Origin of the sequence: Vibrio atypicus, assembly GCF_009811315.1 — a bacterium.
GTDB lineage: Bacteria > Pseudomonadota > Gammaproteobacteria > Enterobacterales > Vibrionaceae > Vibrio > Vibrio atypicus.
This window is the reverse complement of sequence record NZ_BLID01000004.1, coordinates 303,002-316,263: the sequence shown is the minus strand read 5'-3', so window position 1 is coordinate 316,263 and position 13,262 is coordinate 303,002. Positions and strand designations below refer to the sequence as shown.

The following is a 13,262-nucleotide window of genomic DNA, read 5'->3' as shown; positions in this document are numbered from 1 at the left end:
GACATTTTGCGATGAAGTCGCTTCGCTATAATTAGACCTATGAAAGTGAAGGAGCACGTGAACGTGGAAAAAATCTATGACTACATCGTGGTGGGTGGGGGCATTGTCGGTGTCTCTACCGCTTGGCAATTACAAAGCCGTTTTCCCGATAAGTCGATTTTACTGATTGAGAAAGAATCCGGCTTTTCTTGTCATCAAACTGGTCACAACAGTGGTGTGATTCATGCCGGTGTTTACTACGCGCCAGGCAGTTTAAAAGCGGAATTTTGCAAAGCGGGCGTTGCGGCGACCACCGAGTTTTGCGCTAAGCATGATATCCCAGTCGAGAACTGTGGCAAGTTGTTGGTTGCGACTTCTGCACAAGAGGTTGAGCGTATGCAAGCCCTGTACGCGCGCTGCCACGAGAACGGTCTAGACGTTGAGTTGATTGACCAACAAGAGCTAAAACGCCGTGAGCCAAATATTGTCGGTTTAGGGGCGATTGCGGTTTCGACCACCAGTATCGTTAACTATCGCCAAGTGACAGAGAAAATGGCCGAAGAGTTTGTTGATGCTGGTGGAGAAGTAAAGCTGAGTACTGAAGTGACTGGGCTGATTGAGTCGCCAGAGCGTGTTCTGGTCTCGGCAAATTCAGCTGAGAGAGCTGTTACTTATGCTAGTCAATTCTTAGTGGTTTGCTCAGGCCTTATGGCTGATCGCTTAACCCGTATGATGGGCATTGAGACGGATTTTCAAATTGTGCCTTATCGTGGTGAATATTACCGACTGCCGGAAAAGTACAACGATATCGTTAACCACTTGATTTATCCGATCCCAGATCCAGATCTACCGTTTCTAGGTGTTCATTTGACGCGAATGATTGATGGCTCGGTGACTGTGGGACCAAACGCCGTTCAAGGTTGGAAGCGTGAAGGGTATGGCAAGATCAATTTCAATCTACGGGATGTGCTCGATATGCTTAGCTTTCCAGGTTTTTGGAAAGTGTCGGCAAAGCATCTAAAAACAGGCTTAATTGAAACCAAAAATTCATGGTGGAAAGCGGGCTATCTTAAATTGGTCAATAAATACTGTCCGCAAATTCAAGTGGAAGATTTGGAGCCGTACCCCGCAGGAATCCGCGCTCAAGCCGTACTAAAAGATGGCACTTTAGTGCATGATTTTCTCTTTGCGGAAAGTAAACGAAGCTTGCATGTTTGCAATGCGCCGTCGCCAGCGGCAACCTCTGCGATTCCCATTGGTGGCTACATCTGCGACAAAATTATGCAGAAGCAGCAACAAGATGAGACGCCTCTAAAGCAAAATCAAAAAGAGCACATAACAGTGTCAGAAGTGGCTTAAGTTCTATTAAAGCAAACGTTAAGACTTTGCGAGATAGATAATCAAATGCCTGAGGTTTACGCCTCAGGCATTTTTTTGGATTGTCGCTTAGCGAAACATAGCCTAGCTGCGCTGCTTGCGGTAGTAATCACGCATGGTTTTAGTAAATAGCGAGCGTACTTTATTTAGGGCTGTGGTTTTTTTGGTAATCGCCATGATTTCTAAATGATAGTAGCGGCGGTCTGGGGCTATTGCGATTAGCTCGCCAGTGTCGACATAGGGTTTGGCATAGTGCTCTGGTAAATAGCCAATAAAGCGAGAAGAAAGCAGCAACGCCATACGAGATTCGTAATTGTAGGCGGTTGCTTTTAAGTTCATGTTGGCGAGGTGGCCATTGATTCGCTCTTGAGTTTTCATTCCAGCATAAACAACGGGAAAACCATCGATGATCTCATCGGTCAATTCATCGTCACTTAATTGAGCTAAAGGATTGTCTTTGCTGGCATAGAGATAACAAATATCGGTGTAGATGTGCTCATACTCCAAACCATCCAATTCACGGTGATAAGGGATGAAACCGATATCGGCCTCTTCTTGCATCACCATTCTTTCTATTTCTGTCATGCGGGCCACCTCTGCGGTGAGGTATACTTCTTGGGCCAACTTAGAAAACTTACGAATCACAGCGGGCATACTAGCGCGCTGATCCAAGCTGATGGTGTCACTAAAGAGAACGGTTAAGCTCCCTGAAAGCTGAATATCGAGGTGGTTAATCGTATTGCGAAAATCTTCGAGTTCTCCCAAGAGTTTTACTGTGGCTTCATAAACCACAACGCCTTCTTCGGTTAGGGCGAATCCTGCCCGTCCTCGACGACAAAGAATCAGGTTGAGTCGAGATTCTAAGTTGGAAATATGAATACTGATGGTAGAGCGGCTGATATTGAGTTCAGTTTCAGCTGCAGAAAAGCCACCGCAATCTGCGACGACTTTGAAGATTTTGAGTTGTTTTATTTCGTAGTCACCAATTTGACCGACAGGCGAAGGGTTTTTAGTCATTGTTTTAGGCTCATAAAACTTTATGTTTAGAGGGACATATTTATTGCCCCTTTCTGTTTGTTATTATTTTGTTATGTACATTGATGATTATGCGTGATTTAAATTCATTAATCTTTGACGTTGCTAATATTTATAACAGTAGGAACTTGAGTGATGAGAGATATAGACTTGGTTTTATCCCGAGGCTTTATTAATGGCGAATGGGTCGAAGCAAACAGTGGCGAACAAGTCGCGGTTGTAAACCCTGCCAACGGGGAAGTCATTACCACAGTACCCGATATGGGCAAACAAGAAGCTGAAGCGGCGGTTGTTGCTGCGCATAATGCTTTTTTAGACTGGCGTAAAACCACCGCAAAACATCGTTCTAGTTTACTGAAAAAATGGTTTGATCTGATTGTTGAAAATGCGGATGCATTGGCGAAACTCCTGACAACGGAGCAAGGTAAACCGTATAAAGAAGCCTACGGCGAAGTGATGTATGGTGCTTCATTTATAGAGTGGTTCGCTGAAGAAGCTAAGCGTGTTTATGGCGATATTATTCCTTCTGCCAATCCCAACAATCGTTATATGACCATCAAGCAACCTATTGGTGTTGTTACTGCGATTACTCCTTGGAATTTCCCTGTGGCGATGATCACGCGCAAAGTGGGGCCTGCACTTGCTGCGGGTTGTACCGTGGTTGTTAAACCGGGAGAAGACACACCATTATGTGCTTTAGCAATGGCGGCGTTAGCGGAGCAAGCGGGCATTCCTAAAGGCGTCATCAATGTTGTGACAACATCTCGCCCAGCAGAGATCGGCGATGTGCTTTGTCAGCATCCACTTGTGCGCAAAGTGTCGTTCACAGGCTCAACTCCAGTGGGGAAGTTGATTCTTCGTCAAGCCGCAGATACGGTTAAAAAAGTATCTCTGGAGCTTGGCGGCAATGCGCCGTTTATTGTGTTTGATGATGCAGATATAGAGAAAGCAGTGCAGGGGGCGTTAATCTCTAAATATCGTAATGCTGGTCAAACTTGTGTCTGTACCAATCGACTTTACATTCATGATGCGATTTACGATCAATTCATCGAGCGCTATGCCCAAGTGGTTAATGATCTCGTTATTGGGGATGGGCTTAGTGAAAGTGCCGATATAGGCCCGCTTATCAATCAAAAAGCCGTCGATAAAGTCGATGATTTGGTTGCAAAAGCGGTGGAGCAAGGGGCGAAACTGGCGCTTGGCGGTAAAGTGTCTGATGTCGGTGCTCAGTTCTATCTGCCAACCATCTTAACTGATGTTACCGAAGAGATGGATATTGCTCACCAAGAGTTATTTGGTCCGGTATCGACCATTTTCCGTTTCAGTGATGAGGACGACGTGATTCGACGTGCCAATGATACGCCATTTGGTTTGGCTGCTTATTTCTACACCCAAAATCATAGCCGAGTCTGGCGTGTTGGTGAGGCGCTTGAGTACGGAATTGTTGGCATCAATGAAGGCATTATTTCGACGGAAGTTGCTCCATTTGGTGGTGTAAAAGAGTCGGGAAGTGGTCGTGAAGGATCCAAATATGGCATTGATGACTATCTAGAGATCAAATACTTATGTCACGGTATTTGACCTGAACCCTTTTAATTCCGACTGCGTTTTAAACGTGATCTTTTTTCCCTAAATTGTTCAGGCCCTTCGGGGTTCATGCTTTTAGCAGCACATAATGTGCTGCTTTTTTTGTCTTTTGAAAATGGGGAATGTGAATAATTACGCGGAACCTTTGCAAAGGTTTGAGCGCGGTAAAACTTTAGGTGGATAAATATGAATTTATTAAATGTAAATGAATTGTAATTATTTATCACAAGGTGACAACGAGGAAGTGAAACGTTACCCATAGCTGTTCCTGGCAAGGCCAGAGCAAACAGGATTACATCAAGGAGATTATTCATGTTTAAAACCTTAAGCAAGCTGCGCAAAAGAAGTGTAACCAAACTTGTGGCTGGATACGCGTTGGCGATTTCTAGCACTTTTTTTACTGCGTCTCAGGCGTTTGCTGCCGAACATAACTGGCGCTTTGTAAACCTTTATTCGCGTGGTACAGCCTATGGTGAAGTGTATAAAAGCTTTGCAGAAAACATTGAGGCAATGTCGAACGGTCGTATTTCTGTTCAGGTGATGTATGCCGGTGAAGGTGTTGGTCAAACTGGGGTTTTAGGCTCTGTGAAATCAGGCTTAATGACCATGGGGGCACCATTTCAACCAATGCATGCAGGTGAGTTCCCAGCAGGAGTTGTTGAAGTTGGTCTCCCGGGTATGACTGATGATGTCGGCGAACTGAGTGCTTTGTTCCATGAAAAAGGCTGGGGAGAGGTTCTGGAAGAAGCATACGACAAGCAGAATCTTGTTTGGTTAGAACCTTACATTCAGTTGCCTGTGTACGTGTTAACCAAAAAGCCAATTAACTCCATTGAAGAGTTTAAAGGGCTAAAAATTCGAGCTCCTGGCGCTTACGGAAAATTCCTACGCAATCTTGGCGCGTCTCCAGCTTCTTTGTCTTGGAGTGAGATCTACACCAGTCTTGCTACCGGCGTTATCGATGGTTCGATTGGCAGTAACTTGATTGACCACCGTGATGGTAACCACGTTGAGGTGGCGAAATACATGTACCGCCTGCCGATTGCAGGTGCACAGGCTTTGCCTATCGTAGTGAATAAAAGTGCTTGGAACAAACTGCCTGAAGATCTTCAAGCGATCGTCCGCGCTGCCAGTGCCGTGCACGCCCGTGAGCAAATGACAAAGTCTAGATTGTGGGAATCTCAAGCGATTGCAGATATGGAATCAAAAGGCATGAAGTGGAGCCCTGAGCCAAGTGCAGAAGATGTTGCTCAATGGAATGACGCTGCAGGTTCACTATGGGGTGAATACGCTGAATCGGATAAATACAGTAAACGCTTAATCAAGATTGTACAAAACAACTAAATAAAAATTTGGCGGTTTCACTGCGTTCAAATCATGGGGTAGATGTCGAATTACCAGTGAAACTGCCAATTTAGGGGGCTTGCCCCCTTTTCCTATTTGCTGGCAGGGATGATAACTATGTTAAGTAAGGTTTTAGCCGCTTATTGCTTGGGGGTGAATCGGATCGTTTATTGGGTAGGAGTGTCTGCATCTGTTTTGATGCCTATCCTTGCAGCGACGGTCGCCTTTGAAGTCTTTTCACGTTACGTATTAGGAGAGCCAACCATCTGGGCCTACGACGTTTCGCTGTTCTTATTTGGTTATATTGCTGCGCTCGGGGGCGCATTGGCTCAACAAAATAAAGCGCACATCAACGTCGACGTTTTGTATCTATCGGTCTCAATGCGGGTGCGGTCGGTTTTCAATCTGTTCTCTTACTCGCTAGCGATTTTTTTCCTCTCCGTTGTACTGATGATGGCGTTTGGCAAGTTTGAAGAAGCGGTGGAATTTAACTATCGACGCCAATCTGAATGGGCACCTTCCATGGCACATTTTTGGGTCATGATGATGGTGGCATGTGGCGCGTTTATCATCCAATTCACCAGTGACATATTACAGGACCTTTATTTTGTGTTCACAGGTAAAACGTTACTGAAACAAGAAGCCGAATTCAGTGAACAACAAGAAGAACTCGTCGAACAGGCAGGTGATGCATGAGTATTGAAGTTTTAACGCTGCTGCTGATTGGCTGTATCCTATTTAGCTTTGCCTTGGGCGCACCGGTTGGATTAGCTTTGGGTGGCATCGCAATGGGCATGGGCTATATGACTTGGGGCGATGGTATTTTCAATCTGATCCCAACAACAATAGAAAGTAACTTTTTCAGTTTTATCTTGCTTGCGATTCCGCTCTACATCTACATGGGACAGCTTCTCACACGTTCTGGTATCGGCGATGCGATGTTTAATGCTAGCCAAATGGTGATAGGCCGAATTCGAGGATCGCTGGCGATCAGTGTGATCGGTGTTTGTTCAATGATTGGCGCAATGGTTGGCATTATTGGCGCAGGGATCATGACATCTGGCAGCATCGCTCTTAAGCCTATGCTGGAGCGTGGGTATGACAAACGCTTAGCGCTAGGTGTGATCATGGCGGGTGGCGGCTTGGGGATTCTGATTCCACCAAGTATTCCAATGATTATGTACGCGGCAACAACGCAGAACTCTGTCGGTCGCATGTTCTTGGCCGCAATTATTCCTGCACTGATCTCCATTACCCTGCTTATTACTTACGTCATCATCAGTTGTAAGTTGAATCCGAAAAAAGCGCCACTAGGCACGGGTGTCGAAAGCAGCATGACGGGCAAAGAAAAAGTGAGAACTGCGCGTGATGGTATGTTTTCACTGCTGCTGATTGTTGCCGTGTTGGGCAGTATTATTACAGGGATTGCGACTCCGACTGAGTCTGGTGCGATTGGTGTGGTTGGAGCGATTTTACTGGCAGTAGTCTTTAAACGTTTTCGTTTTGAGATGTTTAAGTCATCAGGCTTTGAAACGGCGATGCTAGTCAGCGTTTCCATGTGGATCATTCTTGGCGCATCACTGTTTAGCAATTTCCATATGCTCAGTGGCGTGCAAAACATGGTGGCGCAAATTACTCAAGATCTTGGCTTACCGCCATTGGGTGTCATCATCTTATTGCAAGTGATCATGCTGTTGCTCGGATTCATCATCGATGAGCTGATCATCGTTTTAATGTGCGCGCCACTGTTCACGCCGATTGTGGTCTCACTGGGTTATGATCCGATTTGGTTTGGTATTTTAATGATCTTAAATATTGAGATTGCCGTGCAGACACCGCCGTATGGATTTGCCCTATTTTATCTAAAAGGCATTGCTCCGCCAGGTGTGAGTATGATGGATATTTATCGCTCCATTTTGCCGTTCATCTTACTTAAGCTATGTGTATTGGTGACCTGTATGTTATTCCCGGAAGTGGTGATGTGGTTGCCGAATAAGATCATGGGAGTCGATTAATATGAGCTTGCAACGTATTTTGATGCCAGTGGATCTCGCTTACCCTGAAGTGGTGAAAAGAGAAGTAGAGATGGCACTTAAACTCATCGCGGAAAAGGGCGTGATTGATATGCTCTATGTCGATGAGGCGAGAGTTCATCGTAGTATGGTGCCGACCGCGGCAGGTAAGGTGTTTTGTGCTCAGCATCAGAGCGCTTTTGATGGTGTGCAGACAATGCTTGAACAACTTGTTCCTAAAGCACATCGTGGAAAGAGCATTGTCCGTAATGGCGTGGTGTTTGATGAAGTTGTCTTACAAGCCAAGCAATCTGGTGTTGATGCGATAGTGATGGCATCGGCTAAGCCTAAATTGCGCTCTTACCTACTAGGCTCAAATGCGGCTAAAGTGGTGCGCCATGCGCCATGCTCGGTGTTTGTCGTCCGTTAATTGGTCTCTAAATATAGGGCCTAGCTTGAAAACTAGGCTCTATATTTGATTCAGCTCAGCCCGTTGATTTGCTCTATCAAATCTAAAAACAGCGCTTTACCAACCGGAATCAAATGGTCATTAAAATCATAGTCTGGATTGTGTAGCTGCGGTGTATCCTCTCCTGCACCAAGCGCAAACATCGCTCCTTGTTTTGCTATGGCTGTAAACTGGCCAAAATCTTCTGACCAACGCATTGGCTCATTCATGATGGTGTAACTTGTATGAGTATTCTCACACGCTTGAACCACACGATCGCACCCTTCTTGGCTATTCACACTGGCTTGGAATACATCTTCATAACGAATACTTACCTCTAGCCCCGCTTGTTTGGCTTGTTTTTGCGCGCACGCTTTGGCCAAGTCAACTAAGGTTTGCATGCCTTGGTTGGTTTCACTCCGCAGTGTTGCCATCACCACAGCATGACCGGGAGAAGTACCAAACGCCACTTCCCCAAGCTTAGCGTGAATCACCGTGACCCAATTTTTTCCATCAAGGTTTTGCTGCTCTATCTGTTGTGGTAATTGGTTAAGCTGCTCGATGATTTGGCACATTGCAAGGGCAGGGCTAAGGCCATCTTCAGGATGAGCGGCATGAGAAGTCTTACCCGTAAGCTCAATGATCAAACCGCGAGAGGCACAATTGAACGTGCCAGATCTGACTGCAACATGGCCCAGAGCTAATCCCGGGTAATTGTGGAGTGCGAAAGCGTAGTCAGGCTTTAACGAAGAGAATTTAGGATCGTTGACCATATCTATCGCGCCGGTTCCTGTTTCTTCTGCAGGTTGAAAGCAGAGAATGACTCGACCTTTAAGTGGACGATGATCTGCAAGCTCCACGCCGAGCGCTGAGATGATTGCCATATGACCATCATGGCCACATTTGTGCGATACGCCATCTACCACAGAGCGATGTTCGAACTGATTGAGTTCATGGATTGGCAAGGCATCAAGTTCACTGCGAATCAAAGTTGTCGGCCCTGGTGACTGACTATTAAATACAAACGCCAACCCATACCCACCTAATTGTGTGTGCACTTCATCCGGTGAGAACGCAGCAAAAGTTTGCTCAATTCGAGCAGCAGTTCGTTGCTCTTTATTAGAAAGCTCTGGGTGCTGGTGGAGCTCTTTTCGAAGCTGAGTCAGTTGCGTTTTGGTTAGCATGTCAGGTCCATAAGTCGTTGTAATGGTGAAAACTTGCCCACTATACGCCGACCAATGACTACGGAGGTTGATGGAGTTCTAACTATTGAGGTGTGATTCTTTGTGATATGGGGTTGATAAATTACGCGAGGTCATAAATGCACTTGGAGTTAGCGCGCCAAGTTACGTACCGGAGAGACATGAGCATCGAACGGCACATGTCGCCGACGAAATGTAGTCCCTTCAACCAACTTTGGTGATTGGATTCTGTCCATTCTAAAATGGCGGAAATCTTTTCGGGTGGGGTCCCACGCGACTAAGTACCAGAGCGGAGGTAAAATCAGCATTGCTTGAGGTTCCACTTCTCGTTGAGTTGAGGACCCTTTGGCATCTATATACTGAAAACGCAGGTGCTGCCTTTGAAGAAAAGCGGCCTCGAAAGAGGGGAGTAACAAGGGAGCCATCACTCCAATACTGGATGTGTCCACCTGCGGCGCAAGCTGTCCGACATACAAACAATCGAGAAACCTGCGAAGGTCGCAAATCTTGTCTGGGGGGAGTGATTGCTCTATTTTGGCAAGACCCACATCTGCAAGGTTCGAAAACGGCATTCCTCCGCTGGCGTGCATCGAAGTCACACTGATCACAAGAGCAAAGATTTCTTCTACCGAGAGTCTGACAGTCGTCTGAATAGATCGCGGGTCAAGTTGAAGCCCGCCACCACGTCCTGGTTCAGAGTTAATAATATAGCCCTCATCGCGCAGCGTACTTATATCGCGTAATACGGTACGTTTAGATACACCAATCTCTTGCGCTAAATAAGCGACAGTCGAAGTACCATTACGGCGAAGGCAGCGTACGATGGCATCTTGTCTTAGGCGAATATTCATTTCTTCAGTTTATCAATTTATGGTGCCAATATTTGTCACCATTACGCTATATAAATTAATTGAACACGTCATCAAGGTTATGTCGAAGTTGCAATCCACTTCCGAAAATCCTGAGGCATTGTCTGATTAATTTAAGTAAATAGAGAAGCGTATGTTTGAATCAACCTGTTTTCCATATCCAACCCTTATTGCTATTAATGGCGTCGAGCTAGAAGTATTCGAAGCGGGGCCGCAAAATATTGGAAATCCAATAGTACTTTGTCATGGCTGGCCAGAGCTCGCTTTCTCTTGGCGCTACCAAATCCCAGCTCTGGTCGCTGCGGGGTATCATGTTATCGTTCCAAATCAACGAGGTTACGGTAACTCGTCTTGTCCGATTGATATTACGGCCTACGACATCGCACATTTGACGGGTGATCTCATTGCGCTTCTTGATCACTATGGATACAGAAATGCGACGTTTGTGGGGCACGATTGGGGAGCAATGGTCGTTTGGGGGCTAGCTTTGTTGCATCCAGATCGCGTTAGTAAACTGATTAATCTGAGCCTACCTTATCAAGAACGAGGAGAAACACCATGGATTGAGTTCATGGAGCAGGTGCTAGGAAGTGACAATTATTTTGTTCACTTTAATCGACAGCCTGGCGTTGCAGATGCTGTGATGAACGACAATACATACCGTTTTCTTCGTAATCTCTATCGAAAAAACGAGCTGCCTAACGAACCTGAACCGGGCATGGCGATGATTAATCTTGCTAGAGCGGAAGTGCCCACCGGAGAGCCTTTAATGAGTGACAGTGAATTGGGGGTTTTTGTATCTGCCTTTGAATCAACAGGGTTCACTGGGAGTATTAATTGGTACAGAAACTTGGATCGCAACTGGCATTTACTGGTAGATGTAGATCCAATTATTCAACACCCTACGCTTATGATTTACGGTGATCGAGACGTGATACCTAAGTTTGAAAAACTTACAGATTTTGTGCCAAATGCGGATGTTGTAAATCTAGATTGCGGCCATTGGATCCAGCAAGAAAAGCCGCAAGAAACCAATCGAGCTATTTTAAATTGGCTACAGCAAAAAAATGCAACTGAAAGTAGCCATTCTAACGAGTCTAAGTGAGGCTCTTGCGGTTGAATAGCTTGGTATGCGAATTTGCTGTTCTCAACTTACTGAATAATTGTCATTCCAATTCGGGTAATAAAAGATTGCTTATCATCAACAAAAGCTACTGTTCAGTACTGTGGCTTAGTATCAATAGCCAAATTACTGAGAAGCAAATACAAAAAAGGCGCTAACTCAAAGAGTTAGCGCCTTTCCAAACGTTTGGTGGGCTGGCGTCATCTGAAGTTTGATTCTAATGCTTTGATTTTTAAAGATAAAGGTGTGATGAAAAATAGTTTTGGGTAACTGATTGGGTACTAAAATTTATTATCGAAAAGTGTGACGCCAATCTGATTTGATGACGATTTTAAAGAGCATCACTTCACATGGGTAAGTATCCCCAGTCTTCGTAGCTTTTTCGCTTAGTTCTCTTCACAGGCGTTCCTTTATTCTTTCTTTTGATAACTCTTTTCATTTTTCGGCAAAGAAGTTGAAATTGCTTCTCTACATACTCCTCATCTCTCAGTTTAGCCACTGAAGCTACTGACCAGCCTTTTAGAGTGAATTTTCTTACACGCTTAACACCGTTCTGCTCATAAAGCTCGGCTGACATTGGTGGCTCATATCCCCAATATTCTAGGAATCTCATTGTCGATTTGTCGGAATATCCTTCATTCTCACGGTATTTAACTATTCTATGTACTTGTTTGAGATAGAGTGCGTGTTTGGTTGCCCTACGCTTTTCAAGTGAATTTTCAAAGTAACGTTCTATACAGTCATCGATGATGGCGGATAAATTCTCGTTTTTCCCGAGTTCATTTTCATTGAATCCCATTCTAAGTCCTATAGTACGGAGCTTATTTATAGATTCTTGATTAAGGTGGTACTTCTTTGTAACCAATCCAGACTCTTTCCTCCTATTGGTTACATAACGCTGTCTAACTGCATCATCTGAATCACTCATTATTTCCTACTCTGTTAGCTCAGTTTCCTTGTCAGAAAATTATAGATAAACGTCAATTATAAATATGTGAGGCTCACTAAAAAATCAATTCAAGTTCATGAATTTATTGTATTAAATTTCATTTTATACAATGTGAGGCTCACGGTTTTTTGTGAGCCTCACTTAGTGAAAAAATGAGTGTTAAGCTTATACACGTCCCAAAGGTAATGAGTGAAAGAGGTAGAAGATGCTGAGTGAAAGGTATTTAAAAATAGAGGAAGTTGTGAAAGTAACTTCTTATAGTCGTGCTCAGATATATCGACTAATGAAATCAGGAGAGTTTCCGAGTTCGTATAGATTATCGAAGAATCGAGTTGCATGGAAAGAAACAGAAATACGCAATTGGTCAGAAAACAGAAAGAGCACAACTCTAATGGTTGAGTTAGACCGCTCTCAGAGACTATTGAAAGAGGTTTGGGGATAATGGTAAGTGTGATTGATCTTCCTAGCTACAGTCTTGATGAATGTAGCTGGCTATCCAGTGAAAATGACGCGTATGAAGAGAATGATTATCGGATCGCATTGTTACGCGAGTTGGCTGATGAAGTGTATCTAAACAGAGGAAGACGTTATTCGACCGGAGATTTACATGAGTTGGCGGACAAACTAGAAGCGTGTAACGAGGACATCATTGAGTGCAAAAGCTTGGCATGTAAGAAGTGCAATCGCAAATTCAAGATCGAAAGAGTGAACGATATCGTCTCTGCGATGAAGCTAGAACAGGAACATGGATTTGAATTTGAATATGGTATCTACACCATATTGCAGTATTCTCATTGTGTGAGCGCGTATGAGTTCGTTAACTATGATGTACCGAAAGATAAAGACCGCGTTCGACAAGTTTTGTCAAGGTGTGGAATTTCCGGTCCTGTAGTTGGATCTTTTGAGCTCGATTTTCATGAACAACCTCAAAGGTGGTTGCCACATTACCATCTTCTAATTCGTAAAACAGGCAATGAAGATGCTATCAGAAAGCTAAAAAGCTGTATGCATAAGCTGCATCCTAAGAATATAAAGAAAAACAGGTGCGCTAGACCATTTATGGAACAAAAGTTAAACGACCCACATAAGCAACTCAGCTATATCTATAAATTAGCAAGCTTTGAAGTTAGAGACTACAAGACTCATTCTGGTAAGAGAATTACTCATAAGCATCGTCTAAATAAGTTATTGTTTTGTGAGTCTCTTTGTTGGCTGGATAGCAAAGACCGAAGATTATTGCCTTTTCAATGGCACGCTAGAGAATGGCTTAAACAGTCCAAAGTATAGAATACAAATGGTAACTTTGACTTAGTTTGAAACTGGATATAACAATGAAA

Annotated in this window: 14 protein-coding genes; 9 read left to right on the top strand and 5 right to left on the bottom strand. The window is 44.3% G+C overall.

Annotated features, from left to right (window positions below; all coding sequences use genetic code 11):
- Nucleotides 1-63 precede the first annotated feature (63 nt).
- Nucleotides 64-1,338: an L-2-hydroxyglutarate dehydrogenase gene (lhgD, locus tag GVO60_RS11000; protein WP_159653874.1), complete on the top strand. Its 1,275-nt coding sequence runs from the start codon at nucleotides 64-66 to the stop codon at nucleotides 1,336-1,338.
- Between the two features lie 102 nt (nucleotides 1,339-1,440).
- Here lhgD and GVO60_RS10995 read toward each other — a convergent pair whose 3' ends face one another.
- Complete coding sequence (locus GVO60_RS10995) at nucleotides 1,441-2,373, bottom strand: LysR family transcriptional regulator (RefSeq protein ID WP_159653872.1); 933 nt, start codon at nucleotides 2,371-2,373, stop codon at nucleotides 1,441-1,443.
- Between the two features lie 153 nt (nucleotides 2,374-2,526).
- Here GVO60_RS10995 and GVO60_RS10990 point away from each other — a divergent pair, with 153 nt between their 5' ends.
- Nucleotides 2,527-3,972: an NAD-dependent succinate-semialdehyde dehydrogenase gene (locus GVO60_RS10990; protein ID WP_159653870.1), complete on the top strand. Its 1,446-nt coding sequence runs from the start codon at nucleotides 2,527-2,529 to the stop codon at nucleotides 3,970-3,972.
- 11 nt (nucleotides 3,973-3,983) lie between these two features.
- Here GVO60_RS10990 and GVO60_RS10985 read toward each other — a convergent pair whose 3' ends face one another.
- Nucleotides 3,984-4,292 carry a hypothetical protein gene (locus GVO60_RS10985; protein WP_159653868.1) on the bottom strand — a complete coding sequence of 103 codons (309 nt, stop codon included), beginning with the start codon at nucleotides 4,290-4,292 and terminating at the stop codon, nucleotides 3,984-3,986.
- Between GVO60_RS10985 and GVO60_RS10980 the strand changes: the two genes are divergently transcribed.
- The 4 genes from GVO60_RS10980 (at nucleotide 4,291) to GVO60_RS10965 (ending at nucleotide 7,764) form a co-directional block, all read left to right on the top strand.
- Nucleotides 4,291-5,322: a TRAP transporter substrate-binding protein gene (locus GVO60_RS10980; protein WP_159653866.1), complete on the top strand. Its 1,032-nt coding sequence runs from the start codon at nucleotides 4,291-4,293 to the stop codon at nucleotides 5,320-5,322. The two genes, GVO60_RS10985 and GVO60_RS10980, sit on opposite strands and share 2 nt — an antisense overlap.
- A 117-nt stretch (nucleotides 5,323-5,439) precedes the next feature.
- The gene (locus tag GVO60_RS10975) at nucleotides 5,440-6,018 is read left to right on the top strand and encodes a TRAP transporter small permease subunit (protein ID WP_159653864.1); all 579 of its coding nucleotides are present in this window, start codon (nucleotides 5,440-5,442) and stop codon (nucleotides 6,016-6,018) included.
- Complete coding sequence (locus GVO60_RS10970) at nucleotides 6,015-7,337, top strand: TRAP transporter large permease (protein WP_159653862.1); 1,323 nt, start codon at nucleotides 6,015-6,017, stop codon at nucleotides 7,335-7,337. Before GVO60_RS10975 ends, GVO60_RS10970 begins: the two co-directional genes overlap by 4 nt.
- A 1-nt stretch (nucleotide 7,338) precedes the next feature.
- Nucleotides 7,339-7,764 carry a universal stress protein gene (locus GVO60_RS10965; RefSeq protein WP_159653860.1) on the top strand — a complete coding sequence of 142 codons (426 nt, stop codon included), beginning with the start codon at nucleotides 7,339-7,341 and terminating at the stop codon, nucleotides 7,762-7,764.
- Between the two features lie 50 nt (nucleotides 7,765-7,814).
- Here GVO60_RS10965 and GVO60_RS10960 read toward each other — a convergent pair whose 3' ends face one another.
- Entirely contained in the window at nucleotides 7,815-8,966 is a 1,152-nt protein-coding gene (locus GVO60_RS10960; RefSeq protein WP_159653858.1) for an amidohydrolase, read from the bottom strand.
- A 149-nt stretch (nucleotides 8,967-9,115) separates the two neighbouring features.
- Nucleotides 9,116-9,835, bottom strand: coding sequence for a helix-turn-helix transcriptional regulator (locus tag GVO60_RS10955; protein ID WP_159653856.1), 720 nt, complete (start codon nucleotides 9,833-9,835; stop codon nucleotides 9,116-9,118).
- 151 nt (nucleotides 9,836-9,986) lie between these two features.
- On the opposite strand from GVO60_RS10955, the gene GVO60_RS10950 reads away from it, so the two are divergent.
- Nucleotides 9,987-10,958 (top strand): alpha/beta fold hydrolase, encoded by a 972-nt coding sequence (locus tag GVO60_RS10950; protein ID WP_159653854.1) that lies wholly within the window; start codon nucleotides 9,987-9,989, stop codon nucleotides 10,956-10,958.
- A 364-nt stretch (nucleotides 10,959-11,322) separates the two neighbouring features.
- Here GVO60_RS10950 and GVO60_RS10945 read toward each other — a convergent pair whose 3' ends face one another.
- Nucleotides 11,323-11,904, bottom strand: a complete 582-nt coding sequence (locus tag GVO60_RS10945) for a hypothetical protein (RefSeq protein ID WP_159653852.1) — start codon at nucleotides 11,902-11,904, stop codon at nucleotides 11,323-11,325.
- Nucleotides 11,905-12,130: 226 nt separating this feature from the next.
- On the opposite strand from GVO60_RS10945, the gene GVO60_RS10940 reads away from it, so the two are divergent.
- Together GVO60_RS10940 and GVO60_RS10935 are read left to right on the top strand one after the other, a co-directional pair.
- A complete protein-coding gene (locus GVO60_RS10940; RefSeq protein ID WP_104028042.1) occupies nucleotides 12,131-12,367 on the top strand; it encodes a helix-turn-helix transcriptional regulator in 237 nt (78 codons plus the stop codon).
- Complete coding sequence (locus GVO60_RS10935; protein WP_159653850.1) at nucleotides 12,367-13,212, top strand: hypothetical protein; 846 nt, start codon at nucleotides 12,367-12,369, stop codon at nucleotides 13,210-13,212. The genes GVO60_RS10940 and GVO60_RS10935 overlap by 1 nt, the downstream gene beginning before the upstream one ends.
- The last annotated feature ends 50 nt before the right edge of the window (nucleotides 13,213-13,262 follow it).